We start from the raw sequence: 24,537 nt of genomic DNA on the forward strand, positions 1-24,537 counted from the left end.
AGCAGGGGTGGCGCGCGCGAAACGGCGTGCTTCACTGCCGCCGGTCAAACAGGAACCGGAGCCCCAAAATGCGTCGCCGCCACGCCCTCGCGCTGCTGTCAGCCCCCCTCCTCCTGCCCCGCCGCGGCCAGGCGCAGCCCGGCCCCCAGCCCGTCTGGGCGCCGACCCGCCCGGTGACGCTGGTGGTGCCCTTCCCGCCCGGCGGCCCGACCGACCTCGCCGCCCGCGTGGTGCAGCAGGGCATGCAGGCCGCCCTCGGCCAGACCGTCATCGTGGACAACCGCCCGGGCGCCACCGGCGCCATCGGCTCCCGCTTCGTCGCGCAGCAGCCGGGCGACGGCCACACGCTGCTGGTCGCGGCCAGCGGCACGTTGACCATCAACCCGGTGGTCATGCGCACCCCCGGCTACGACGTGGAAAAGGATTTCACCCCGGTCACGCTGGTGATGACGGCGCCGAACATGCTGGTGGTGCATCCCTCCGTCCCCGCGACGACGGTGGCGGAGGTCGTGGCCTGGATGAAGACCCAGCCCGGCGGCCCGGCCTACGCCTCCTCCGGCGTCGGCTCCTCCGAACAGCTGGGGATGGAGCTGTTCAAGCTGCTGACGAAGACGGAGGCGGTCGCCGTGCCCTTCGCCGGTGGCCCCGCCGCCGCCACCGCCGTGATCCAGAACACCGCCCCCTTCGCCGTGCTGAACGCCGCGACCGTCGGCCCGCATGTGCAGGCCGGGCGCCTGCGTGGCATCGCCATCTGCGGCCCGCGCCGCTTCCCGCAACTGCCGGATGTGCCGACCATGGCCGAACAGGGCCTGCCCGAGCACGTCTCCGGCTCCTGGACCGCCATCGTCGCCCCGGCCTCGACGCCCGAGCCGGCGCTGGAGCGGCTGAACCAGGTGATCGTCGCCGCGCTGCGCACGCCGGAGGTCACGGCGCGCCTGGCCCAGGTCGGCTTCGCGGTGGACGCCACATCGCGCGAGGCGCTCGGCACGCTGCTGGCGGAGGACCTCGCCCGCTGGCGGCGCGTGGTGCGCGAGGCCGGGATCCAGGTGAACTGAAGCGCCCCAGCGAGTCGGCTCAGCGCAAAAGCGCGTCGATCGTCTCGGCGGCGCGGGCGACGGTGAAGGGCTTGGCGAGGAACGGCGCGCCCGGCAGCCCGCGCCCCGGCTCCGCCGCCCGCAACCGGCCGGAGGCATAGACCACCGGCAGGAACGGCCGCAGCTGGCGCGCCGCATGCGACAGGTCGAAGCCGTCCGCGCCCGGCAGGTTGATGTCGGTCAGCAGCACATCGATCTCCGGCCGCCGCGCCAGCAATCCCAGCGCAACCTCGGCGTCTTCCGCCTCGAGCACGGTGAACCCGGCATCCGTCAGCCCCTCAACCAGGGTCATCCGGACCAGGGGATCATCCTCGACCAGTAGCAGAGTCTGCGGCCCCGCCTGCATGCCAATCTCCTCGACACCCGCAAGGTAGACTCGCCGCGCGCCCAATGCGTTTACGCAACCCGTGACGAGTGCGTGATCGCGCGCCTTGTGACCGTGATGGGCCTCGGCATCGCCACGGAAAGACGCCCGTGGCGGATGGCTTGTCACAGCAAAAGAATGAATCGGCAGTGCGCGAGGCCGGTCGCCTCTTGCCTCCGCCGCGACGCAAGCCATACACGCAGACATGCCACCGACAGACATCGCCATCGTCGGCGCGGGCCTCGCCGGCCTCGCCTGCGCCAAGACCCTCGCCGCCTACGACGTGCGGCTGCGCCTCTATGACAAGGGCCGCGGCCCCGGCGGCCGCATGGCGACGCGCCGCGTCGAAGCCGACGGGCATGTGCTGAACTTCGACCACGGCGCGCAATACCTGACCGCCCATGGCGATGCCTTCGCCGCCGTGCTCGACGCGGCCCATGCCAAGGAATGGCCCGATGCCGGGCGCCGCGTCGGCGTGCCGCGCATGGTCTCCGTCCCCCGCGCGCTGGCGGAGGGACTCGACATCGACCTCTCCCGCCACGTCACCGAAATCTCCGGCGCGCCCGGCGCCTGGTACCTGCACCACCTGGATGCCCGCCAGGTCCGGCCCGGTCGCCCGATGCCGGCCGCAGCGCCGGAACGCGATGGTCCCTTCCAGGCCGTGATCCTGGCCGTGCCCGCGCCGCAGGCCCAGGCCCTGCTGGCCGGCCCCGCCCCGCATTTGGCCGCGGTACTCGACGTGGTCCGGTTCGAGCCCTGCTGGGCCCTGATGCTGGCCTTCCCCGAGCGACTCGACCTGCCGGACACGCTGCGCCCCGCCGCCGGCCCGATCGGCTGGGCCGCCCGCGACAGTTCCAAGCCCGGCCGCGATGCCAGCCTGGAGCTCTGGGTGGTGCAGGGTGGCCCGGCCTGGTCGCGCGAACATGTCGAGCTTCCGGCCGAGGACGCCGCCGCGCGGCTGCTGGAGGCTTTCGCGGTGCAGGCCGGCACCGCGCTGCCGGAGCCGTTCTACAAATCGGCGCATCGCTGGCGCTACGCCCTGGTCGAGGTGCCACTCGGCGCGCCCTGCCTGTGGGATGCCGCCAGCGGCCTCGGCGCCGCCGGCGACTGGTGCATCGGCGCCCGCGCCGAGGCTGCGGTCGACAGCGCCGCCGCCCTGGTCGCCGCCATCCGGAGCACATGACGGGTCTCGACGAAATGCTGGCGGAGACCTTCCGCCTGCTGGCGCGCGGCGTCGCGGACCGCCGCCACCCGTTCCACACGCCGACCCTGGCGACGCTGGCCGCCGACGGCGCCCCCACCGCCCGCACCCTGGTGCTGCGCGGCTTCGAGGCGCCGTCCCGTATCCTTCGCCTGCACAGCGATGCGCGCGCCGGCAAGGTCGCGGAGCTGGCCGCCGAGCCGCGCGCCGCCCTGCACCTGTACGATGCCGGCGCCGCCATCCAGCTGCGCCTGTCCGGCCACGTCACCCTGCACCGGGACGACGGCATCGCGGATGCGGCCTGGGCCGCGACCCGGGATTTCAGCCGTCTGTGCTACGCCATCCAGCCCGCCCCCGGCACGCCCTGCGCCGAACCACCCCCTGCGCCCACCGATGCCGCTGTCGGCCGCGCACAGTTCTGCGTGCTGCTGTTCCGCATCGCGCGGCTGGAGTTCCTGCACCTGGCCGCCGCCGGCCACCGCCGCGCCCGCTTCACCTGGCCCGCCACCGGCCCGGCCGAGGCGACCTGGCTGGTGCCATGACCCGCGCACCGCGATTCCAGCGCGCCACGATCCGGGCTAGTCTCGCCGCATGACCTCCCCCGACGCCATCACCGCCGAGATCCTGCGCCAGACCGCCGAGCGCGGCCCCGCCAAAAGCATCTGTCCCAGCGAGGTCGCCCGGGCGCTGGAGCCCGATGCGGATCGCTGGCGCCGCCTGATGGGCCCGATCCGCGCCGCCGCCATCCGCCTCGCCCGCGCCGGCCAGCTCGACATCCTGCGCAAGGGCAAGCCCGCCAGCCCCGACTCCGAGATCCGCGGCGTCATCCGCCTGCGTGCGCCTTCCGGACCATCCGAGGCATGAGCACGGCCGACCTGCTGCGCGGCCGCGGCACCGCCGGCCTGCCGCCCGCCACGCCGCTGAACTTCGCCGCCCTGCAACTGCCCGCCTCGCCCAACACGGCGCTGCTGGCCCCGCCGGGCCTGACGACGCAGCGCCACACCACACTGCCGCTGCTGCCGGTCTCGCTGGAGGCCGCCTGGGCCGCGCTGCGCATGCTGGGCGAGGGCGAGCCGCGCTGCTGGAAGCTGGCCGAATGGCCTGAATTGCGGCAGGTGCAGTGGGTGGTGCGCTCCCGCCTCGCCAACTTCCCGGACATCGTGGTGGGCCAGGCGGTGCCGCTGGTCGGCGGCGCCGGCATCTTCCTGTATTCGCGCAGCCTGATCGGCTATTCCGATTTCGGCACCAACCAGCGCCGCATGCTCGCCTGGCGGGCCCGGCTGGAAGACGCCCTCCGCACCCGCTAGAGCGTGATCGCCGAAGGCTGGAACTGCCGGAGGCGTGAATCACGCGAAGAAACCACGATATCGCGCTCCGGATACCCCTCGCCCATGCGCCGCCTCGGCACCTTCCTGCGTGACGCCTGGGCGCTCGCCCGCCCCTACTGGTCCAGCGAGGAACGCGGCCGCGCCCGGCTGCTTCTCGCCGCCGTCATCATCCTGAACCTGTCGCTGGTCGGCATGACGGTGGTGCTCACCTACTGGCAGCGCGCCTTCTACAACGCGCTGGAAGCGAAGGACGCCGGCACCTTCTGGTCGCTGATCTTCCTGGGCGGGGAGGCCGACGGCGCCTGGTTCCCCGGCTTCAGCGTCATCGCCGCCGCCTACATCCTGGTCGCCGTCTACCAGCTGTACCTGCGCCAGGCGCTGCAGATCCGCTGGCGCCGCTGGCTGACGCGCAACACCCTCGACGCCTGGCTGGCCGACCGCGCCTACTACCGCATCGCCCTGACCGACACGCAGACCGACAACCCGGACCAGCGCATCGCAGACGACCTGCGGCTGTTCGTGGACGACATCCTGAGCCTCGGCCTCGGCCTGATGAACAGCGTCGTCACGCTGGTCTCCTTCATCTTCGTGCTGTGGTCGCTGTCCGGCCCGCTGGAAATCCTCGGCGTCTCCATCCCCGGCTACATGGTGTGGGTGGCGCTGCTGTATTCCGCCATCGGCACCTGGCTCGCCCACCTGATCGGCCGGCCGCTGATCCGCCTGAACTTCCTGCAACAGCGGGTCGAGGCGGATTTCCGCTACGCCCTGGTGCGCTTCCGCGACAACGTCGAGGGCATCGCCCTGCATGGCGGGGAGGCCGATGAAAAGCGCGGCCTGCTGGCCCGCTTCCAGGCGCTGACCGAGAACTGGTGGGGCATCATGACCGCCACCAAGCGCCTGACCTTCTTCACCGCCGGCTACACCCAGGTCGCCAGTATCTTCCCGCTGGTCGTCGCCGCGCCCGGCTATTTCGCCGGCCGCATCCCGCTCGGCGGCCTGATCCAGACCAGCACCGCCTTCGGCCAGGTGCAGGGCGCGCTGTCCTGGTTCGTCGACGAATACGCCCGGCTGACGGAGCTTCTGGCCACGGTGCAGCGCCTCACCGGCTTCCAGCAGGCCATCGCCATCGCCCGCGCCACCACCACCGGCCCGCAGCCGGTCCCCGGCACCGGCCAGGCCGTGACGCTGGAAGGCGCCACGCTGGCCCTGCCCGATGGCCGCATCCTGCTGCGGGACGTCTCGCTGCGCGTCGAGAAGGGCGAGGCGGTGCTGATCTCCGGCGCCTCCGGCAGCGGCAAATCCACGCTGTTCCGGGCGATCGCCGGCATCTGGCCCTTCGGCCAGGGGCGCCTGCACATCCCCGACGGCGCCCGCGCGCTGTTCCTGCCGCAGCGCCCCTATCTGCCGCTCGGCACCCTGCGCCGCGCCGTCTGCTACCCGCTGGATGCCGCGCTGGTGCCGGATGAGCAGGTCCGCGCGGCGCTCGCCGATGTCGGCCTGGCGCATCTGCAGGACCGGCTCGATATCGAGGATATCTGGGACCGGCGGCTTTCGGGCGGCGAACAGCAGCGCCTGGCCTTCGCCCGCGCGCTGCTGGCAAAGCCCGACTTCCTGTTCCTGGACGAGGCCACCGCCAGCCTGGACCCCGCCGCCGAGGCGATGCTGTATCGCCTGGTCACGCAGCGCCTGCCGGAGGCCGGCATCCTGTCCATCGCCCACCGCCCGGCGGTCGCCGCCTTCCATGGCCGCGAATTGCAGGTCTCCGACGCCACGCTGCAGCCCAACCCGGCCTGACGCTCAGCCAGGCCGGTCGCGCATCAACGCCACAAGCTGGTCCAGCGCCTTGCCCCAGCCCACCTCGAACCCCATCGCCGCATGCCGGTCGCGGTCCGCCGCATCCTTGTGCAGCACCCGCGCGGTGTAGCGCGTGCCCTCCGCCACTGGCTCCAGCGTCAGGATCGCCGTGACGAAGGGCTTGGCCGAGGGCCGCCAGCCGGGTTCCAGCGCATCGGTCCAGACCAGCCGCCGATGCGGCACCACCTCCAGCCAGCAGCCGACATTGTCGAAGCGCTCGCCGGCCGGCCCCTGCATCACCGTCCGGAAGATGCCACCGGGCCGCAAATCCACCTCCGCCTCCAGCGTCCGCCAGGGCGCCGGGGTGAACCAGCGGACCAGATGCTCCGGCGTCGTCCAGGCGTCCCACACCAGCCCGGGCGAAATCGGCACCACGCGCGTGAACACCAGGTCCAGCGCGCCCGTCTCATCCTGCGTCATCGGCATCCTCCTGCGTCGAGGCAGGTCAGCCTGCCAGAACCCGCAGCACCGCGTCACCGTAGCGGTCCAGCTTGGTGCGCCCGACCCCGGCGATCTGGCCCAGCTGGTCCAGGCTGCGCGGCTTCTGCGCCGCGATCTCGGCCAGGGTGCGATCCTGGAAGATGACATAGGCCGGCACCGACTGCGCCTGCGCCTCCCCCCGCCGCCAGTCCCGCAGCGCCTCGAACACCGCATCCCCCACCGGGGCCGCCGCCCCCGCCGCCCGCGCGCCGCGCGAGGCCGGCGCGGCGCGGCCGCCCGGCTGCACCAGATCCTCCCGCAGCATCACCTGCTGCTCGCCCTTCAGGATCGGCTTGGCCGCATCCGTCGGCACCAGCTCCCCATGGTTCTGCACCGCCACGTCCAGCGCGCCGCGCGCCACCAACTGCCGCGCCACGCCGCGCCAGGCGACGTCCGACAGGTCCTTGCCCACCCCGAAGGTGGGCAGCTTGTCATGCGCGAACTGCGCGACCTTGTCGGTCAGCTTGCCGCGCAGCACGTCCACCACATGGGCGACCCCGAAGCGCCGCCCGGTGCGCAGCACGGCCGAGAGCATCTTCTGCGCCGCCACCGTCCCGTCAAACAGCTTCGGCGGGCTCAGGCACACGTCGCAATTGCCGCAGGGCGGCGGCTCCGGCTCTCCGAAGCAGCGCAGCAGGATCTGCCGGCGGCAGGAGGCCGCCTCGGCGATCGCCACCATCGCCTCCAGCCGCTGCCGCTCGATCCGCTTCTGCTCCGGCGCCGCCGGGCTTTCCTCGATCCGGTGCCGGCCGAGCGCGATATCCCCGGCGCCGTACAGCAGCAGCGCCCGCGCCGGCAGGCCATCACGGCCGGCGCGACCGATTTCCTGGTACCAGCTCTCCGGCGATTTCGGCAGGTCGAGATGGACCACCCAGCGCACATCCGGCCGGTCGATGCCCATGCCGAAGGCGATGGTGGCGCACATCACCACGCTGTCGCCACGGGCGAAGCGCCGATGCGCCTCCCGCTTCGCCTGGCTTTCCATGCCGGCGTGGAAGGCCAGCGCGTCCTGCCCCTCGCCGCGCAGCCATTCGGCGGTCTGGTCGGTCTTGTTGCGCGTGCCGCAATAGACGATGCCGGCCCCGCCCTTCGCGGCTTCCTCCCGCAGCAGTGCCCGCAACTGCGCCCGTTCCTGCTCCCGTGGCGCCGCCTCGATGCGGATGTTCGGGCGGTCGAAGCCGCCGCGGAACACCGGGTCCTCCGCCAGGCCCAGCTGCAGGCGGATATCCTCCACCGTGCGCGGGTCCGCCGTCGCGGTCAGCGCCAGGCGTGGCACCCGCGCGAAGCGCTGCGCCAGCACGCCGAGCGTGCGGTATTCCGGCCGGAAGTGATGCCCCCACTGGGACACGCAATGCGCCTCGTCCACCGCGAACAGCGCCACCGGCAGGCTTTCCAGCCGGCTCAGCATGCCCTCCAGCGCCAGGCGCTCCGGCGAGACATACAGCAGCTTGATCCCGCCCTCATGCAGGTCGCGCAGCACGTTGCGGGACTCGCCCTCCGGCAGGTCCGAATGCAGCGCCGCCGCCGCCACGCCCTGCTGGCGCAGCGCCGCGACCTGGTCCTCCATCAGCGCAATGAGGGGGGAGACGACGATGCCCACCCCCGGCCGGCACAGCGCCGGCACCTGGAAGCACAGCGACTTGCCGCCGCCGGTCGGCATCAGCACCAGGCCGGACCCGCCGCCCGCGACATGCCGCACCACCTCCTCCTGCCGCCCCCGGAAGCCAGGGTGGCCGAAGACGCGGCTCAGAACATCGAGCGGATCGGTGCTCTCATCGGGATAATCGGGCGTAGCAACCGGGAATCGGCCGTCATCGGGCATGGCGCCTCTCTGCCACGCCGCGACCGGTTTGTCAGGGATAGCCGACCAGGACCTCGACGCGCCGGCTCTCGATGGAGGACATCTCGAACGGCACCGGGCCGCGGCCGGAGACGTTGATGCGCCCGCGCGGCACGCCGCGCGCCACCAGCGCCGCCGCCACCGCCTCCGCCCGCTGCGCCGACAGCACCTGGTTGTGCGCCACCCCGCCGGCCGGCCCGGCATAGCCGCGCACCTGAACCGGCACCTCCGGATGCCGCCGCGCCAGCCGCGCCGCATTGGCCAGCACCGCCGTGGCGGCCTCGCCCAGCTCGGCGCTCTCGCCCTCGAAGAACACGACGCGCGGCGGCTGCCCCACCAGCTCCGCGGGATCGGAGGCGCAGGCGGCAAGGAAGGCGACCGGCAGGGTCAGGGCAAGGGCGCGGCGACGCATGGTGCGGGACTCCGGGGGGCAGACAGGCCGCATAGGTCGCGCGCCTGATCGTGCCCCGTCAATCGGCTTCGCGCCGCTTCCTGGTCAAGCCTCAGAGCCCGTTAAGCTTTGTCGCCCATCCTGCGCCCGTGTCATCCCTCACCCCGACCCTTCCGGACCCGCGTGGCTTCGACCCCGTCCGCTTTCCCGGCACGCCCGAGGGGGCCGTCTGGCCCCCCTCCCACTTCGTCTTCGAATCCTCCTGGCTGCGCGAGCCTGGCCTGGCCTTCGAGCGGGATCTGAACGGCGGCATCGGCCTGGTCCGGTCCTTCGCCCACCTGCGCATGCTGGTGGATGTCGAGGCCGCCCACCTGCTGCTGGATGTCCCGCCCGGCACGCATGATTTCCGCCTGCTGCGCCTGGTCCCGGCGGCGCTGCGCTGCGTCGAGCGGATCGCCCCCGGCGACCCGGTCCCGGGCCCGCTGCTGGACGAGGACCCCGAGCCGATCGAGGACCACCACCTCTACGCCGCCACCAGCGACCTGGTCGCCCGCCTGGCCGCGACGGCCGGCGAGGAAGGGGAGGCGCTGGCGGAAGCCATGCGGCGCCGCCCGCCCGGCCCGGACATGTTCGAATCGGCCATCGCCCACTGCATCACCGCGGATGGCCTGCCCATGGCCACCATCGCGCCGCTGGCCCGCCGCCTGCAATTGCTGGCCAACGCCCATGCCCGCGTCCTGGCCGCCGCCGCCGGCCAGCCCGACTACGCGGCGATGGAACGGATGGTCCGCCGCACCCGCGATTCCCTGAACAATGACCGCCGCTGGGTCGGGGACCTGCTGACCCGCGCCATGGATGGGCTGCTACCGGTGATCGCCCGCCCCGCCCGCACCGCCACCGCGCTGCTGCGCCATGCGGAGGAGGCGATGCGCCGGCCGCTGCCGCTGGAGGCGCCGACCCGCCTGATCCGCGAACAGCACGACATGCGCGACCGCCTGCTGGACCTTTCCGTCTTCTGGCACCGCCTGGCCGCCGCCTGGCTCGCGGTGGACCCCGCCACCACGGACCGGCGGGAGATCGAGGCGCTGTCCCGCAACGCCCTGCGCCGCCTGGCGCTGGAGCCGCTGTACCGCAAGCCGGAGGACTGACCCTACTCCTCCACGTCCAGCGCATAGCCCGCGGAGCGCACGGTGCGGATGATGTCCGCCTCCTCCTCCCCGTTCACCGCCTTGCGCAGGCGCCTGATGTGCACGTCCACCGTGCGCGGCTCGACATGGATGTCGCGCCCCCACACCGCATCCAGCAACTGCTCCCGCGTGAAGACACGGCCGGGGTGCTGCAGGAAGAATTCCAGCAGCCGGTATTCCGTCGGACCCAGGTGCAGGGACCGCGGGCCGCGCGTCACCCGATGCGCATCCTGGTCCATCACCAGGTCCCGATAGGCCAGCCGCCCCTTCACCGGCACGCTGCCGGACCGCCGCAGCAGCGCCCGGATGCGCGCCATCAGCGCGTCCATGACGAAGGGCTTCGAGATGTAGTCATCCGCCCCGGTATCCAGCGCCCGCACCGCGTCCTGGTCCTCGGTGCGTGCCGTCACCATGATGATGGGCAGGTCTCGCGTGTTCGGCCGCCGGCGGATCTGCCGGCAGACCTCGAGCCCCGACAGCGCCGGCAGCATCCAGTCGAGCAGGATCAGGTCGGGCCGGCCCTCGGCCACGCGCATCAGCGCCTCCTGCCCGTCGGTCGCTTCCTCCACCCGGAAGCCCTGCTTCTCCAGATTGTAGCGCAGCAGCGTCAGCAGCGGCGCCTCGTCCTCGACCACCAGGATGGTCGGCTTGGCCAGGCTGCCCAGGGCATCCGGCATGGTCGCATCCCCTCCGTTATTCCGGTGGCCGGACCACGGCGTAGGCGGAGCTGTCCGCCTTCGGCCGCTCATCCGGCAGGCTGTCGCCGCGCACGGCGTAGTGCACGGTCTCGGCGATGTTCGTCGCGTGGTCGCCGATGCGTTCCAGGTTCTTGGCGATGAACAGCAGATGCGTCGCCGCGGTGATGTTGCGCGGGTCCTCCATCATGAAGGTCAGCATCTCGCGGAAGATGCCGTTGTAGACATCGTCCACCGGCTCGTCATTGCCCCAGACCCGCGCCGCGGCCTCGGCATCGTCGTTCACCAGCGCATCGATCGCGGCCTTCAGATTTTCCTGCACCAGCCGCGCCATGCGCTGGAAGCCGTTCAGGCTGCCGAGCGCCGGCTGCTGCGCCACCACCACGCTGCGCTTGGCGGCGTTGCGGGCATAGTCGCCGATGCGCTCCAGGTTGTGCGCCACCTTCATGGCGGCGACGATGAAGCGCAGGTCGATCGCCATCGGCTGGCGCGTCGCCAGGATGCGGATGCAGAACGCCTCGATCTCGCGCTCCAGCTGGTCCAGCGCCGCGTCGCGGCCGATCACCTCCGCCGCCAGCGTCGCATCGCGCCGGGTCAGCGCCACCGTCGCGTCGTTCACCTGCCGCTCCGCCAGCCCGCCCATGCGCGCCAGCATGTCGCGCACGCGGCGCAGCTGTTCGTCGTAGGACCGCACGATGTGGTCGGACTGGGCTTCCATCGGCATCTGCCTGCTCCTCAGCCGAACCGGCCGGTGATGTATTCCTGCGTGCGGCGTTCGCGCGGCGCGGTGAACAGCTGCGCCGCCGGCGCCACCTCCACCAGCTCGCCCAGGTAGAAGAACGCCACCTGGTCGGCGCAGCGCGCCGCCTGCTGCATGTTGTGGGTGACGATGCAGATGGTGAAGTCGCGCTTCAACTCGTCGATCAGCTCCTCGATCTTCAGCGTGCTGATCGGGTCGAGCGCACTGGTCGGCTCGTCGAACAGCATCACCTCCGGCCGCACCGCGATGGACCGCGCGATGCACAGCCGCTGCTGCTGCCCGCCCGAAAGCCCCATGGCGGAGGTTTGCAGCCGGTCCTTCACCTCGCCCCAGATGGCCGCCCGCGTCAGCGCCCATTCCACGCGGTCGTCCATCTCGGACTTCGAGAGCTTCTCATGCAGCCGGATGCCGAAGGCGATGTTCTCATGGATCGTCATCGGGAACGGCGTCGGCTTCTGGAACACCATGCCGATCTTCGAGCGCAGCTCGTTCAGGTCGACATCGGCATCGAGCATGTTGCGCCCGTCCATCATCACCTGGCCTTCCGCGCGCTGGCCCGGATACAGGCTGTACATCCGGTTCAGCACCCGCAGCAGGGTGGACTTGCCGCAGCCGGATGGCCCGATCATGCCGGTCACCTGGCGGTCCGGCAGGTCGAGGTCGATGCCCTTCAGCGCCTTATTGGTCCCGTAGTAGAAATCCAGGTTGCGCACCGAGATCCGTGCCTGGGTGTTCAACGCCTCGGCGGAGCGCGCCTGCATCCCGCCGAAGCCGGAGGTGGTGGCCGGCGCCCGCTCGGTGGTGGAGTCCATCGACCCGTCCCTTCTGCGTCAGTTCCGCCCGCGCAGCACGGCGCGGGCGATGATGTTGATGGCGAGCACGCCCAGTGTCACCAGCAGCGCGCCGGCCCAGGCGATCTCGATCAGGTCCGGGAAGCCGCTGTTGGCCTGCTGGTAGATGGCGATCGGCAGGCTGGCCATCGCGCCGGACAGGTCCAGGCTGGTGACGTTGTTGCCGAAGCTGGTCAGCAGCAGCGGCGCCGTCTCCCCGGCGATGCGCGCCACCGCAAGCAGGATGCCCGTCAGGATGCCGGACGCCGCCGCCTTGTAGCAGACCAGCGTGATCATCTTCCACTTCGGCGCGCCGAGCCCGATCACCGCCTCCCGCAGCGTGTTCGGGATCAGTTGCAGCATGTCCTCCGTCGTCCGCACCACCACCGGGATCACGATGATGGCCAGCGCCAGCGCGCCCGCGATGCCGGAGAAGGCGCCCATCGGCAGCACCACAAGCTGGTAGATGAACAGTCCGATCAGGATCGAAGGCGCCGAAAGCAGCACGTCCGACACGAAGCGCACCGCATTGCCGAAGGCCGACCCCCGCGCGTACTCCGCCAGGTAGGTGCCCACCAGCAGCCCGATCGGCGTGCCGATGGCGGTGCCGATGGCGGTCTGGATCAGGCTTCCGATGATGGCATGCCGCAGCCCGCCCGGCTCCGCCGTGTCCTCGCCGTAGCTGGTCGGGCGGAATTCCGAGGTCAGGGTGGTCCAGTCGAGCGCCGCAAGCCCGCGCCACAGCAGCGTGCCCATGATCGAGGCCAGGAAGAACAGCCCCGCCACCGTCGCCAGCAGACACAGCCACTTCACCGCCGCATCCACCAGCCTGCGGCGCCGTCCCAGCGCCCGGGCCGCCGCCTCGTTCCGCGCCCGCGCCAGCGGCGGCATCATCGTCGTGCTCATGGCGTCAGGCCTTCAGCCGGGACCGCAGCAGCCAGCGGGACGCCGCCAGCACCAGGAAGGAAATCACGAACAGAAGGAAGCCCAGCGCGAACAGCGCCGACTGCTTCATGCTGCCCGACAGGCTTTCGGGAAACTCCATCGCGATGACGGAGGCGATGGTGGTCGCCGGGTCGAAGACGCTCTGCGGCATCCGGTTCGCGTTGCCGATGACGAAGGTCACCGCCATCGTCTCCCCCAGCGCACGCCCCAGCCCCAGCATGATGCCGCCGACGACGGAGATGCGCGTGTAGGGCAGCACAACGCCGCGCACCACCTCCCACCGCGTGGCGCCCAGCCCGTAGGCGCTTTCCTTGAACACCGGCGGCACCTGCAGGAACACGTCGCGCATCGTCGCCGCGATGAAGGGCAGGATCATGATGGCCAGCACCAGCGCCGCGGTGAACAGCGAGGTTCCGGCGAAGGAGCGGCTCTCGAAGATGAAGCCGATCAGCGGGATGGCTTCCAGGTATTCGCCGAGGGCGATCTGGATGTGCATCTGCACGAAGGGCACCACCACGAACAGGCCCCACATGCCGTAGATGATGGAGGGCACCGCGGCCAGAAGCTCGATCGCCGTTCCCACCGGCCGCCGCAGCCAGTCGGGCGCAAGCTCGGTCAGGAAGAACGATATGCCGAAGGCGACCGGCACCGCGAAGATGATGGCCAGCACGGCGCTGACCACGGTGCCGAAGATGGACACCAGCGCGCCATATTCCTCCCGGTGATCCTCCACCGGGTTCCAGGCATCGCTGGTGATGAAGGCCAGGCCGTAATGCTGGAAGGCCGGCAGCCCACCCAGGAACAGCGTCAGGATGATGCCACCGAGCACCAGCAGCACCAGCACGCCGGCGCCGGTGCAGAGGCCGGCGAAAAGCCGGTCGCCGAAGCTGCCGGTCCGCCGGCGGGTGCCGCCCGCCGGGATGGCTGGCCCGTGGGCCGTCAGGGTCTGCTGCAAGACGGGTCTTCCCGGGTGGTGCTCAGGCCATCATGACTTAAGATGCGCCGGGCGCGCGAGGCGCCCGGCGCGATCGCCCCTCAGCTCACCGGCCAGAGCGACTGGCCGTTCGGGCCCTTGACGTTGGCCGCCCAGGCCGCGCGGATCGCGTCATGCGCGCTGGTCGGCAGCGGGATGTATTCCAGCCGCGTCGCCGCCTCGCTGCCGTTCTTGAAGGCCCAGTCGAAGAAGCGCATCGCGTTCTGGCTGCCGGCCACCTTGTCCGCCGGCGGGTCCGTCGGCAGCAGGATATAGGTCGGCGAGGTGATCGGCCACACGGTCGCGCCGTTCAGGTCGATGGTGTCGGCCTGGAAGTTCGGCACGTTCCAATCCGCCGCGGCCGCCGTCGCGATGAAGGCCGGCGATTCGGCACGGACGAAGTTGCCAGACTTGTTGCGGATCTGCGTCGTCGGCATGCGGTTCACCACCGCATAGGCGTTCTCGATGTAGCCGATGGTGCCCGGGCTGTTGCGGATGATGTTGGACACACCCTCGTTGCCCCGCGCGCCGTTGCCGACCGGCCAGCGGACGGAGGTACCGGCGCCCGGGCCGTTCTTCCATTCCTCGCTGACGCGGGACAGATACGTGGTCCACACCCAGGTCGTGCCCGAGCCATCGGCGCGGTAGGCGACGCTCAGCGGCATGTTCGGGATCGTCACGTCGCGGTTCAGCTCGACGATCTTCGGGTCGCGCCAGCGCGTGATCTTGCCCAGGAAGATGTCGGCGATCACTTCCGGCGTCAGCTTCAGCGCCTGGTCGGCAACCCCCGGCAGGTTCGCGGACAGAACCACGGAGCCCATGACGGTCGGGAACTGCAGCAGCTTGCGCTCGGTCAGCTGTTCCTGCGTCAGCGGCGCGTCGGAGGCGCCGAAATCCACGGTGCGCGCCGTGATCTGGTTGATGCCGCCGCCCGAGCCGATCGACTGGTAGTTGAGCTGCGCCACGCCGGCGTCGCGCGCCTGGGCGGACCAGCGCTCATACAGCGGACGGGGGAAGGTGGCGCCAGCGCCGGTGACCGTCGCCGGCTGGGCAAAGGCCTGGCGTGCTGGGATGATCCCGGCCCCGAGCGCCGCGCCGGTGCCGAGCAGAAGGGTGCGCCTGTTCACTGTGTCTCTCCGGTCCTGTTTGAACGGGGGTGGCCGGAAGCCGCGATCCCCGTGGCGCGCCTTCTAGGCGCGGCAGGCGACCGCCTGATTGCAGTTCGATGAAGCTTCGATGACACTCGCCTCCACAACCATTGCGTGTTGTCTATAAGCCAACCGCACGTCAGCCCAGCCGCACGCTGAACTCCACCCGGTTGCCGCCGCCCTCCGGCGCGGAATGCCGCAGCGCCGACGTCATCTTCCGCACCAGCCCCAACCCCAGCCCGCCAACCCGGTCCTGGTCCAGGCGCGGTGCCGCCACCTCCCGGGCACCGGCCGAATCGAAGGGTGCCGACTGATCCTCCAGCACCGCCGCCAGGCTGCCCGGCCGCCAGGCCACCTCCAGCCACGCCGGCACCGGGTCGCCCGGCCAGGCCGCGTGCTCGACCAGATTCGCGACCAACTCCTCCACCACCAGCCGCAGCCGCAGCGCCGCCGGCGGGGGCACCCCAGAAGCCGTGGCCCACTCCTCCAGCGCATCCTGCGCCACGGCCAGCCCTTCCAGGTCGATCGGGATCTCGATCCGGAAGAAGGTCAGGGCAGCAGCGCCCGCGCCTCGGCTTCGGTCGCCACCAGCGGCAGCACCTCCTCCAGCGCCATCGCCTCCATCACCTCCGCCACCATCGGCTGCGCCCCGAACAGCACCACCCGCCCGCCCCGCCGCGCCACCACCCGCGCGGAGGCGAGCAGCATCCGGATGCCGAGCGAGGACAGGAACTCCAGCCCCGTCAGGTCCAGCACCGCGCTGCGCCCCGATGCGGCGACCGATGCGGTGAAGCGGGTCTCCACCGCCGCCGCGCCGGCCGCGTCCAGCCGGCCCAGCATCACCACCTTGTTGGCCGAGGGCGAGATCTCCACCACGTCGAACTGCACCAGCCATCTCCTTGAAGCCCAATCGCAATGATCTAGCGGCGCCACCGCCGGCGCGGCGTGACAGTTTGCTGACAGCGACCGCCGCTGCCAGCATCCCCGGCAACGAAAGCCGGAGGAACCCCATGCTCGACCCCGCCCCCGACGCCCCGCTGCCCTCCCCCGCCGCCCGGCTCCGCGCGGTGCTGGCGGCACCCGGCATCGCCGTGGTCCCCGGCTGCCACGATGCGCTCGGCGCCCGGCTGATCGCCCGCGCCGGGCTGCCGGCCGCCTTCCTGTCCGGCTACGCCGTCAGCGCCGCCCGCCTCGGCCTGCCCGATGCCGGCCTGATCTCGTACCGGGAGATGCTGGATGCCGGCCGCGAGGTCTGCGCCGCCACCACCCTGCCCATCATCGGTGATGCCGATACCGGCTTCGGCAACCCGGTGAATGTCCGCCGCACCGTCGCCGGCTACCACCAGGCCGGCTTCGCCTGCGTCATGATCGAGGACCAGGTCTTCCCGAAGCGTTGCGGCTTCGCCCAGGGGCTGGAAGTCGCCCCCCGCGCCGAGGCCCTGCTGCGCCTGCGCGCCGCGCTCGACGCCCGCGATGCGATCCGCGCCGCCGGCGGCGACCTGCTGGTGATCGGCCGCACCGACAGCCGCGCCGCCATCGGCCTGGAGGAAGCGCTGTGGCGCGCCGAGGCCTTCTGCGACCTCGGCGCCGACATCGTCTATTTCGAGGCCCCCCAATCCACCGCGGAGATGGCCGCGCTGCACCGCGTCACCGGCACCACGCCGACCATGCTGGCGCAGGTGGAAAAGCCCGGCCGCCCCTTCCTGGCGCCGGCCGAGGCGCAGGCCATCGGCTACCGCATCCTGCTGCTCGGCATCACCCTGCTGAACGCGACCATCCGCGCGCAGCAGGACGCGCTGGCGCTGATCGCCCAGGGCGCGCACCCCGGCCCGGACCGGCTGCTGCCGTTCGATGAGCTGTACGACCGCGTCGGCTTCAACGCCTACTACGCGCTGGAAGGGCGCTATGCCGCGAAACCGGACTGACGGCCCCCTGCAACACGCAACGATGATTGGCATGCCGTGCCGGCCCAGGCAGGATCGCCACAGGTCCAACGCATCGGCAATGCGAGGCAGGCATGGCGGAGCCGGCTCCGGGACGATCCTGGTGGACGACCCTTCCGGGCATCCTGACCGGCGTGGCCGCCCTGCTGACGGCCGTGACCGGGCTGCTCGCCGTGCTGCTGCCCCTGCTCCATGGCCGGGCGGAGCAGCGGGCGGCCATCGTCGCGCCCCCCGCCGCGGCTCCCGCGGTCGTGACACCCGCGGTCGTGCCGCCACCTGCGGCACGGCGGGCCGAGCCTCCCGCCCCATCCGTGCCGCGGCCCCCCCCGCCCGCGAGGCTCGCAGCGCCCGGGCCACCTGCCGAAGCCGCGCCAGCCCTCCCGGCCAGTGGGCCGGTTGCGATCGCGGACGCGCATTTCGAGGTGCTGAAGGTCGAGAGCAACGCGCGGCGCGGCGACCTGCGGGAGTTCCGCGTGACGTTCAGGGTCACCGCCGGTGCGTCCAGGCTCGAACTGATCCGCAGCAACGTCCGGATCCTGAGCCCCGGCGCGGTTCACAGGCCGGTCGAGGGCTTGTCCCACACCGGCGTACCGCCCGGCACCAGCCGCCAGTTCTGGGTCCGATTCGAGATCAGGGAGCCGATCCCCAGCCCCATCCTGAGCCTGACGGATGACTGGGTCGCGCCCAGGGGGGAGGTCCGGATGCCGATCGGGCACCTGGTCGCGGCTGGTCCGGACGCACAGGCGGATGGCCCGCGGCCGCTCGCCCTCGACCAGCGGCAGGACATCGCAGGCGCCGCCTTCCAGGTCCTGGATGTCCAGAACGACGCCCTGGGGGGCGACGTGCGGGATATCCGCGTCACCTTTCGCGTCACGGCGGGCGCGACCCCGCTGGACCTTGTCCGCAACAATGTGCGCATCCTGACCCCGGGACAGATCCACCTACCGGTCGAGGGATTCTCCCACACCGCCGTGCCGGCCGGGGCGAGCCGCCAATTCTGGGCCCGTTTCGAAGTTCCCGCGCAGCTCCTCGACCCGGTCCTGAGCCTGACGGACGACTGGATCGCGCCGCGCGGCGAAATCCACGGCGCCCTGTAGCCAGGCCTCCTCAATCCGCGGTGGCGCCGGAGCTTCGGATCACCCCGGCCCAGACCTCCGCCTGCGCCCGCACGAAGCGCTGCGCCGCCTCCCCGGACAGGCCCGGATCGGTCAGCGACAGCGCCGCCAGCCGCGCCTTCAAATCCGGCGCCGCCATCGCCCTCGGCACCTGCTCCAGCAGCAGGCGCATCGCCTCGGCTGAAGTGCGTGCCGGAGCGAAAAGTCCGAACCAGGTGCTCGCCTCGAAGCCGGGATAGCCCTGCTCGGCCACCGTCGGCACATCCGGCAGCGTCGGGTCGCGCTGTGCGCCCGCCACCGCGATCGGCCGCACGCGCCCATCGCGGATCAGCGGCAGCGCCGGCGGCAGGCTGGTGCTGCCGATCGGCGCCTGGTTCCCCACCACCGCGGTCGCCGCCTGCGCCGGCCCGAAGGCGACCGGCGTCGCCTGCACGCCGGCCAGCGTCCGGAACAGCAGCTCCGCGCCCAGATGCGGCGTGGTGCCGGTGCCGGAATGCGCATAGCCGACGCCGGGATTGGCGCGGATATAGGCGATCAGCTCGGCCAGGTTCGTGGCGGGCACGGAGGGATGCACGAACAGCGCGTTCGGCGCCGTGGCCACCACCGCGACGGTGGCAAAATCCTCCAGCGTGTAGCCGGCGTTGCGGTACAGGTTCGGGTTCACGCAGATCGCCGTCGAATGCATCAGCAGCGTGTGCCCGTCATTCGCCGCCTTCACGGCCAGCGTGCCGAGGTTGCCGCCCGCGCCCGCCCGGTTCTCGACCACCACGGCATGGCCGGTCTGCTCGGTGAACTTCTGGCCCAGCGCGCGCGCCACCACATCGGTCGAGCTGCCGGGCGGAAACGCCACCAGGATGCGGATCGTGCGTTCCGGCCAGGCCGCCAGCGCGATGCGCGGTGCCGCCAGCAATCCCACGGCGCCAGCCATCGCCGCGCGCCGTCCCATCCCGATGCTTCGCATTCTTGTTTCCTCCCCTTGCAGCCAGCCCGTGTCAGAAGGCCGGATCATCCTCGATGCTGTTGCGCAGCACGCCGATGCCCTCCACCTCGACCTCCATGGTCATCCCCGGTGCGAGGAACAGCGGCGGCTTGCGCGCGTAGCCGACGCCGGACGGCGTACCGGTCGCGATCACGTCGCCCGGCTCCAGCGTCATCACCTCGGACAGGATCGCGATGCAGCGCGCGACGGAGAAGATCATGTCGCCCGTCGTGCTGTCCTGCACCGTCTGTCCGTCGACGCGCGCGGTGATGCGCAGCGGTGCGGCACCCGGCGGCAGCTCATCGGCCGTCACGATCTCCGGCCCGAAGGCGCCCGTGCGGTCGAAGTTCTTGCCCATCGTCCATTGCGTGGACTTGCGCTGGTAGTCGCGCACGGAGCCATCGTTGAACAGCGAATAGCCGGCGACGTAGTCCAGCGCCTCCGCCTCGCTGACCTTGCGCGCGGTGCGGCCGACGATGATCGCGAGCTCCGCCTCGTAGTCCAGCTTCTCCGACGCCCCCTTCGGCCGCAGCATCGCCTCGCCCGGCCCGGTGAGGGAGGTCTGCACGCGCAGGAACACCGCCGGATAATCCGGGATCGGGTTGCCGCCCTCCTTCGCGTGCAGCGCGTAGTTCAGCCCGATGCACACCACCTTGCCCGGCCGCGCGATCGGCATCAGCAGCTTGAGGCCGGACAGCGCCCGGTGCGTGGAAGCCGGCGCCGCCTTGGCCGCATCCTCCAGCCGCGCCAGCATCTCCTTCCCGCCCTGCAACACCGCCAGGGCATCATCCGGAAAGCCCGACAGCGCCGAGACCGGCACGACCTGGTCCCCCTGGCGCACACCCAGCGCGACGCGCCCCGCATCCGCAAAACTCAGCAACCGCATTCTGCTCATTCCCGACAAAGCTGGCGTGCGAATACTTTTGTCGATAAACCTTTCTCGTGCAAGAGAACTCCGAAAACACCCTCGCCACCCTGGTCCATCGCCGCCTGCGCGCGGACCTGCTGCGCGGCGTGCTGCCGCCGGGCGCCAAGCTCAAGGTCCAGGCGCTCGCCGCCAGCTACGGCGCCGGCCCCTCCCCGGTGCGGGAGGCGCTGGCCTCGCTGGCCGCCGAGGGCCTGGTCGAGCGGCTGGACCAGCGCGGCTTCCGCGCCGCCCCCGCCACCGTCGCGGATTTCGACGAGCTGGTGCGCGCCCGCTGCTGGCTGGAGGAAGTGGTGCTGCGCGAAAGCCTCGCCGCCGGCGACACGGCGTGGGAGGAGGCGCTGGTCCTCGCCCATTGGCGCCTGAAGCGGCTGGAACGCGCCGATGCGGCCTGGGAGTCAGCCCATGCCGGCTTCCACCAGGCCCTGCTCGCCGCCTGCCCCTCAACCACCTTGCAGGCCAGTGCCGAGACGCTGCGCGAGCGCGCCGAGCGCTACCGGGCGCTGGCCCGCCGCATCGCCTATCCCGGCCGCGATGTCGCCGCCGAGCACGCCGCCATCGCCGAGGCCGCCCTGGCCCGCGATGCCGGCCGCGCCATCCCCCTGCTGCAATCCCACTACCGCGGCACGGCGGCCTTCGTGCGGGAGGCGCTGGCGGCGCGAAGCTGACGCCGTTCCGCGTTCAGTTCAGGAACGGATTGCGCCCACGCGCCGGGGCCTGTGCCGGGCCATAATGCCGCGCCAGGTAGTCCACGATGGTGTCGCGGAACTCCCCTTCCAGCGGGTTCATCCCGTGCCGCTCCGTCATCCAGTCCATCAGCCCGTCCCATTGCGGGCGAGAGAAGCGGCTGCGGCGGATCAGCGCCGTGTTGTGGCAGGCAGTGCAGTAGCCGAAGGTCTCGGAGCGTCCCTCCCCCTCGGCCAGCACCGTCTCCTCCTCCGCCGTCTGCTCGATGGCCCGCGCCTGGTCGGCCTGCCGCGCCGCATCCGCCTGCGCCAAGGCGGGTGCGACGACGGCCAACCACAGCGCAGCCGCGCGAAACAACATCATCCGACGAGGATGGCCGCGCGGCTGATCGGGTTGCCGCCGTAGCCCTGCGGGTTCCAGTTCGCCGGCAGATGCGGCTGCATCCGCCCCTCGCTGTCCGTCGCCCGGTACCAGACCTCGAAATAGCCATCGGATGGCAGCGCCACGCGCCCGGTCCAGCGCTGCCAGGCATGCGCGTTGGCCGGCGCCGCCACCTGCATCTCCGTCCAGGTCGCGCCGAAATCGACGCTGGCATGCACCGCCCGCACCGTCTGGTCCCCGGCCCAGGCCGCGCCGCGCAGGTCCAGGCTGCGCGTGCCGGCCGGCAACCGCGATCCATGCGCGTGCGAGGACAGGATGGACCGCACCGGCATGCTCGTCATGTCGACGAAATCGGCGCCGTTGTTGCTGCTGCCCGGCACGATCGGCCGCACCGGTACGCGATAGCTGGTGCCGCCCATCCCCGGGCCGTCATGCGGCTTGTCGCGCACCCAGACCCGCGTCAGCCACTTCTGGCTCAGGCTGCCCGGCCAGCCCGGCGTCACCAGCCGCGCCGGCGCGCCATGCAGATGCGGGATCGGCTGGCCGTTCAGCCGGAAGGCGATCAGCGTGTCCTCCGCCATCGCCTTGTCGATCACCATGCCGCGCGCAATGGCCGGCCGCCCCGGCTCGCCGCTCAGATGCGGGTCGGCGCCGTAGTGCCCGGTCGCCACGGCGGAGGATTTCAGCCCCGCCGCGCGCAGCACGTCGCGCAGCCGCACGCCGGTCCATTCGCCGTTGCTGATGGCGCCGTTGCCCCATTGGTTGCCGCGGGTCTGCGGCGCATAGAAGCTGCGCCCGTTGCCACCGCACTCCAGCTGCAACTGCCGCGTCACCACCTCGAAGCGGCTCTCCAGCTCGCCCACCGTCAATTCGAGCGGCGTGTTCACCTCGCCGTCGAAGGTGATCTTCCAGGCGCGCGGATCGGCCGGCACTTCCGGCACGCCCCCATTGTTGCGGATGAACATGTTCCGCGCCGAGGTCACCGGCTCGTCGAGCAGCGTCTCCGGCGTCTCCGCATTCAGCGGCCGCTCGCCCTGGAGGATCAGCGGCCCCTTGCCCTCCATCCGCAGCACCGGCGTGTCCTGTGCCGCCGCCGGCCGCGCGAAGATCGCTGGCAGCGTGCCGCCCGGCATCGACCCGCCGAACGGAATGGCGGCACCCACCGCCCCGCCCATCGCTGCCAGCGCCGCACCCTTCAGCGCATCGCGCCGCCCGAAGGCCACCGCATCCGCCCGCTCCGGGTCGTCGCGATACAGTTCCTGCACCGAGCGTTCCAGCTTGCGCGCCATGGCTTTTTCCTCCGTTGGTTGCGGAGAGCATTGGCCATGCGCGCAGTGCTGGCAAGCTGGGGAATCTACTCCGCCGCCATCGGCAGCGTGGCCTTGCCCCAGCCATACCGCGCATCCAGGCCGAGCGCGCGGACGATGCCGAGGCCCTTCGCCAGATGCTCCGGCTTCAGCCCGGACAGCGGCCGGCGCAGATCGCCCGCCGGCAGGCCCACCGCTTTCATCAGCGACTTCACCGCCACCGGGTTGATGGCGCTGTAGGTGAAGTGCAGCAGCGGCAGCAGCCGCAGATACGTCTCCCGGAACACCACGCTCTGCTGCGGGTCGGCCCAGGGCTTCGACAGCAGCGCCATCCCCGCCGGGTCCAGATTGCCCGTCATGTTCGCAGTGCCATGCCCGCCGAGCGACATGGTCGGCACCACGAGGCCCAGGTTCGGGCTGTCGCAGCACATCACCGCCGCGTCCGGATTGGCCGCCAGCACCTGCGCCACCTGGCCGACCCGCGTCGTGCTTTCCTTCAGCACCACCACGTTCGGATGCTGCATCAGCCGCAACAGGTGGTCCCAGTGCAGGTCGGTCTTCACCCGCGGCGGGTTGTTGTAGATGCCGATCGGCAGCTCCACCGCATCGGCGCATTCGGCGAAGAACGCCTCGATATCGTCCTCCGGCGCGCAGATATAGGCCGGCGCCGCCAATATCGCGCCATCCGCGCCCGCCGCCTTGGCGTGCTTCAGATAGGCGATGGTCGCCGCCGTGCTGGTGCCGGTGCAGCCATAGAAGAACTTCATGCGCGACGCCGCGCCGGTCTTCATCGCCGCCGTCCGCTCCACGATCTCCCGCCGTTCCTCCGGCGACAGCATGGAGACCTCCCCGGTCGAGCCCATGATCAGCACCGCGGAGGTGCCGTGTGTCGCATGCCAGTCCAGCAGCGTCCGGAAGCCGCCGAAATCGACGCTGCCATCCGCATTGAACGGGGTGATGAGGGCCACGAACGACCCCTCGATCCGCATCTTCGCCATCGCTGCTCTCCAACCTGATGCGCAAGCCTAGCAACTTCCGGCGCCCGCTTGCTACCGGCCCCTTCCGCAACCGACCCCTTCCGCAAACGTCGCGCGCGCGCAATTGTCGCGCCACCCAGCCAGGAATCGCCCCATGCCCTCGCGCCGCACCCTGCTCCGTGCCTCCGCCCTGCTGCCGCTGGCATCCCCTGGCCTGGTCCAGGCACAGGCGCCCTGGCCGTCGCGGCCGGTCACCATCGTCGTGCCCTTCCCGCCCGGCGGCTCCAACGACCTGCTGGCCCGGCCCGTGGCGCTGAAGCTGCAACAGGCGCTCGGCGGGCACCCCGTGGTGGTGGAAAACCGCGGCGGCGCCGGCGGCACGGTCGGCGCACAGGTCGTCACGCGCGCGGCACCGGATGGCCACACCCTGATGTGGGGCCATGTCGGCACGCTTGCGGTAAACCCCTGGATCTACCCCAACATTCCCTACGACGTGCTGCGCGACTTCGCCCCGGTGGCGCTGGTGGCGACCCTGCCCTCGATCCTCACCATCCACCCCTCCCTCCCCGCCCGCACGCCCGCCGAGTTCATCGCCTATGCCAAGGCGAACCCGGGCGCGCTGGACTACGGCTCCGCCGGCAACGGCGCCGCCTCCCACATCACCATGGCGGCCTTCTGCGACGCGGCCGGCATCGAGCTGACCCACATCCCCTATCGCGGCAACGGCCCGATGCTGGCGGACCTCATCGCCGGCCGCCTCAAGGCCAGCTTCGCCGGCGCGCCGGTGGTGCTGCCCTCGGTCCGCGAGAACCGCCTGCTGGCATTGGGCATGAGCGCGCTCACCCCCTCCGCCGCCCTGCCCGGCATCGCGCCCATCGCACAGGCGCTGCCGGGCTTCGAGGTGGTGCAGTGGCACGGCCTGGTCGCCCCCGCCGCGACACCTCCAGCGGTCGTCGCCCGCATCAACGCCGCGGTGAACGGCCTGCTCGGCGACGCCGACCTCACCGCCCGGCTGACCCTGGAAGGCGCCGATGCCGCGCCGCGCTCGCCGGAAGCCTTCCGCGCCCTGATCACCAGCGAGCTGGAGCGCTTCCGCGCCCTGATCACCCGCGCCGGCATCAAGGCGGACTGAG

At 71.5% G+C, this 24,537-nt stretch carries 28 protein-coding genes; 11 read left to right on the forward strand and 17 right to left on the reverse strand.

Annotated elements, in window-relative coordinates; genetic code table 11:
* The first annotated feature begins 68 nt into the window (after nt 1-68).
* Nucleotides 69-1,055, forward strand: a complete 987-nt coding sequence (locus tag ACFHPP_RS15015; RefSeq protein ID WP_437164055.1) for a Bug family tripartite tricarboxylate transporter substrate binding protein — start codon at nt 69-71, stop codon at nt 1,053-1,055.
* Between the two features lie 19 nt (nt 1,056-1,074).
* Here ACFHPP_RS15015 and ACFHPP_RS15020 read toward each other — a convergent pair whose 3' ends face one another.
* Complete coding sequence (locus tag ACFHPP_RS15020) at nt 1,075-1,440, reverse strand: response regulator (RefSeq protein WP_430667663.1); 366 nt, start codon at nt 1,438-1,440, stop codon at nt 1,075-1,077.
* Nucleotides 1,441-1,663: 223 nt separating this feature from the next.
* Between ACFHPP_RS15020 and ACFHPP_RS15025 the strand changes: the two genes are divergently transcribed.
* The 5 genes from ACFHPP_RS15025 to ACFHPP_RS15045 all read left to right on the forward strand — a co-directional run bounded on the left by ACFHPP_RS15025 (nt 1,664) and on the right by ACFHPP_RS15045 (nt 5,781).
* Nucleotides 1,664-2,641: an NAD(P)/FAD-dependent oxidoreductase gene (locus ACFHPP_RS15025; RefSeq protein WP_437164056.1), complete on the forward strand. Its 978-nt coding sequence runs from the start codon at nt 1,664-1,666 to the stop codon at nt 2,639-2,641.
* On the forward strand, nt 2,638-3,201 hold the full coding sequence (locus ACFHPP_RS15030) for a pyridoxamine 5'-phosphate oxidase family protein (protein WP_437164057.1): 564 nt from the start codon (nt 2,638-2,640) through the stop codon (nt 3,199-3,201). The genes ACFHPP_RS15025 and ACFHPP_RS15030 overlap by 4 nt, the downstream gene beginning before the upstream one ends.
* 49 nt (nt 3,202-3,250) lie before the next feature.
* Nucleotides 3,251-3,523 (forward strand): DUF3253 domain-containing protein, encoded by a 273-nt coding sequence (locus ACFHPP_RS15035; protein WP_437164058.1) that lies wholly within the window; start codon nt 3,251-3,253, stop codon nt 3,521-3,523.
* Entirely contained in the window at nt 3,520-3,966 is a 447-nt protein-coding gene (locus tag ACFHPP_RS15040) for a DUF1499 domain-containing protein (RefSeq protein WP_437164059.1), read from the forward strand. The genes ACFHPP_RS15035 and ACFHPP_RS15040 overlap by 4 nt, the downstream gene beginning before the upstream one ends.
* Before the next feature lie 84 nt (nt 3,967-4,050).
* Nucleotides 4,051-5,781 (forward strand): ABC transporter ATP-binding protein/permease, encoded by a 1,731-nt coding sequence (locus ACFHPP_RS15045; RefSeq protein ID WP_437164060.1) that lies wholly within the window; start codon nt 4,051-4,053, stop codon nt 5,779-5,781.
* 3 nt (nt 5,782-5,784) lie between these two features.
* Here ACFHPP_RS15045 and ACFHPP_RS15050 read toward each other — a convergent pair whose 3' ends face one another.
* From ACFHPP_RS15050 to ACFHPP_RS15060, 3 genes are read right to left on the reverse strand one after another with little or no spacing between them, the layout of a single operon-like run.
* Entirely contained in the window at nt 5,785-6,261 is a 477-nt protein-coding gene (locus ACFHPP_RS15050) for an SRPBCC family protein (RefSeq protein ID WP_437164061.1), read from the reverse strand.
* A 25-nt stretch (nt 6,262-6,286) separates the two neighbouring features.
* On the reverse strand, nt 6,287-8,143 hold the full coding sequence (recQ, locus tag ACFHPP_RS15055) for a DNA helicase RecQ (protein WP_437164062.1): 1,857 nt from the start codon (nt 8,141-8,143) through the stop codon (nt 6,287-6,289).
* A 31-nt stretch (nt 8,144-8,174) separates the two neighbouring features.
* Entirely contained in the window at nt 8,175-8,573 is a 399-nt protein-coding gene (locus ACFHPP_RS15060; RefSeq protein WP_437164063.1) for an OmpA family protein, read from the reverse strand.
* A gap of 128 nt (nt 8,574-8,701) precedes the next feature.
* On the opposite strand from ACFHPP_RS15060, the gene ACFHPP_RS15065 reads away from it, so the two are divergent.
* The gene (locus ACFHPP_RS15065) at nt 8,702-9,700 is read left to right on the forward strand and encodes a hypothetical protein (RefSeq protein WP_437164064.1); all 999 of its coding nucleotides are present in this window, start codon (nt 8,702-8,704) and stop codon (nt 9,698-9,700) included.
* Between the two features lie 2 nt (nt 9,701-9,702).
* On the opposite strand, the gene phoB is transcribed toward ACFHPP_RS15065, so the two are convergent.
* The 8 genes from phoB to ACFHPP_RS15105 form a co-directional block, all read right to left on the reverse strand.
* Nucleotides 9,703-10,416 carry a phosphate regulon transcriptional regulator PhoB gene (phoB, locus tag ACFHPP_RS15070; protein WP_437164065.1) on the reverse strand — a complete coding sequence of 238 codons (714 nt, stop codon included), beginning with the start codon at nt 10,414-10,416 and terminating at the stop codon, nt 9,703-9,705.
* A gap of 16 nt (nt 10,417-10,432) precedes the next feature.
* Nucleotides 10,433-11,152, reverse strand: a complete 720-nt coding sequence (phoU, locus tag ACFHPP_RS15075; protein WP_430668129.1) for a phosphate signaling complex protein PhoU — start codon at nt 11,150-11,152, stop codon at nt 10,433-10,435.
* Between the two features lie 17 nt (nt 11,153-11,169).
* Nucleotides 11,170-11,955, reverse strand: a complete 786-nt coding sequence (gene pstB, locus ACFHPP_RS15080) for a phosphate ABC transporter ATP-binding protein PstB (RefSeq protein WP_437164156.1) — start codon at nt 11,953-11,955, stop codon at nt 11,170-11,172.
* A gap of 69 nt (nt 11,956-12,024) precedes the next feature.
* A complete protein-coding gene (gene pstA / locus ACFHPP_RS15085; protein ID WP_437164066.1) occupies nt 12,025-12,930 on the reverse strand; it encodes a phosphate ABC transporter permease PstA in 906 nt (301 codons plus the stop codon).
* Nucleotides 12,931-12,934: 4 nt separating this feature from the next.
* Nucleotides 12,935-13,924: a phosphate ABC transporter permease subunit PstC gene (gene pstC / locus ACFHPP_RS15090; RefSeq protein WP_437164067.1), complete on the reverse strand. Its 990-nt coding sequence runs from the start codon at nt 13,922-13,924 to the stop codon at nt 12,935-12,937.
* Nucleotides 13,925-14,004: 80 nt separating this feature from the next.
* A complete protein-coding gene (pstS, locus tag ACFHPP_RS15095) occupies nt 14,005-15,069 on the reverse strand; it encodes a phosphate ABC transporter substrate-binding protein PstS (RefSeq protein WP_437164068.1) in 1,065 nt (354 codons plus the stop codon).
* A 160-nt stretch (nt 15,070-15,229) separates the two neighbouring features.
* A complete protein-coding gene (locus tag ACFHPP_RS15100) occupies nt 15,230-15,643 on the reverse strand; it encodes an ATP-binding protein (RefSeq protein ID WP_437164157.1) in 414 nt (137 codons plus the stop codon).
* Entirely contained in the window at nt 15,640-15,978 is a 339-nt protein-coding gene (locus ACFHPP_RS15105; RefSeq protein WP_437164158.1) for an STAS domain-containing protein, read from the reverse strand. Before ACFHPP_RS15105 ends, ACFHPP_RS15100 begins: the two co-directional genes overlap by 4 nt.
* A gap of 122 nt (nt 15,979-16,100) precedes the next feature.
* Here ACFHPP_RS15105 and ACFHPP_RS15110 point away from each other — a divergent pair, with 122 nt between their 5' ends.
* Nucleotides 16,101-17,015 carry an isocitrate lyase/PEP mutase family protein gene (locus ACFHPP_RS15110; protein WP_437164069.1) on the forward strand — a complete coding sequence of 305 codons (915 nt, stop codon included), beginning with the start codon at nt 16,101-16,103 and terminating at the stop codon, nt 17,013-17,015.
* A gap of 92 nt (nt 17,016-17,107) precedes the next feature.
* Complete coding sequence (locus ACFHPP_RS15115) at nt 17,108-18,130, forward strand: hypothetical protein (protein ID WP_437164070.1); 1,023 nt, start codon at nt 17,108-17,110, stop codon at nt 18,128-18,130.
* A gap of 10 nt (nt 18,131-18,140) precedes the next feature.
* On the opposite strand, the gene ACFHPP_RS15120 is transcribed toward ACFHPP_RS15115, so the two are convergent.
* Complete coding sequence (locus tag ACFHPP_RS15120) at nt 18,141-19,109, reverse strand: Bug family tripartite tricarboxylate transporter substrate binding protein (protein WP_437164071.1); 969 nt, start codon at nt 19,107-19,109, stop codon at nt 18,141-18,143.
* Between the two features lie 31 nt (nt 19,110-19,140).
* Nucleotides 19,141-20,013, reverse strand: a complete 873-nt coding sequence (locus tag ACFHPP_RS15125; RefSeq protein ID WP_437164072.1) for a fumarylacetoacetate hydrolase family protein — start codon at nt 20,011-20,013, stop codon at nt 19,141-19,143.
* Nucleotides 20,014-20,069: 56 nt separating this feature from the next.
* Here ACFHPP_RS15125 and ACFHPP_RS15130 point away from each other — a divergent pair, with 56 nt between their 5' ends.
* Nucleotides 20,070-20,720, forward strand: coding sequence for a GntR family transcriptional regulator (locus ACFHPP_RS15130; RefSeq protein WP_437164073.1), 651 nt, complete (start codon nt 20,070-20,072; stop codon nt 20,718-20,720).
* A 13-nt stretch (nt 20,721-20,733) separates the two neighbouring features.
* Here the strand turns inward: ACFHPP_RS15130 and ACFHPP_RS15135 are convergent, their stop codons facing one another.
* The 3 genes from ACFHPP_RS15135 to ACFHPP_RS15145 form a co-directional block, all read right to left on the reverse strand.
* Nucleotides 20,734-21,102 (reverse strand): hypothetical protein, encoded by a 369-nt coding sequence (locus ACFHPP_RS15135; protein ID WP_437164074.1) that lies wholly within the window; start codon nt 21,100-21,102, stop codon nt 20,734-20,736.
* Nucleotides 21,099-22,409, reverse strand: coding sequence for a sulfite oxidase (locus tag ACFHPP_RS15140; RefSeq protein WP_437164075.1), 1,311 nt, complete (start codon nt 22,407-22,409; stop codon nt 21,099-21,101). Before ACFHPP_RS15140 ends, ACFHPP_RS15135 begins: the two co-directional genes overlap by 4 nt.
* Before the next feature lie 65 nt (nt 22,410-22,474).
* Nucleotides 22,475-23,425 (reverse strand): 4-hydroxy-tetrahydrodipicolinate synthase family protein, encoded by a 951-nt coding sequence (locus tag ACFHPP_RS15145; RefSeq protein WP_437164076.1) that lies wholly within the window; start codon nt 23,423-23,425, stop codon nt 22,475-22,477.
* Nucleotides 23,426-23,558: 133 nt separating this feature from the next.
* Between ACFHPP_RS15145 and ACFHPP_RS15150 the strand changes: the two genes are divergently transcribed.
* Nucleotides 23,559-24,536: a Bug family tripartite tricarboxylate transporter substrate binding protein gene (locus ACFHPP_RS15150; RefSeq protein ID WP_437164077.1), complete on the forward strand. Its 978-nt coding sequence runs from the start codon at nt 23,559-23,561 to the stop codon at nt 24,534-24,536.
* The last annotated feature ends 1 nt before the right edge of the window (nt 24,537 follow it).

Origin of the sequence: Falsiroseomonas sp. E2-1-a20, from assembly GCF_051433195.1 — a bacterium.
Lineage (GTDB): Bacteria > Pseudomonadota > Alphaproteobacteria > Acetobacterales > Acetobacteraceae > Falsiroseomonas.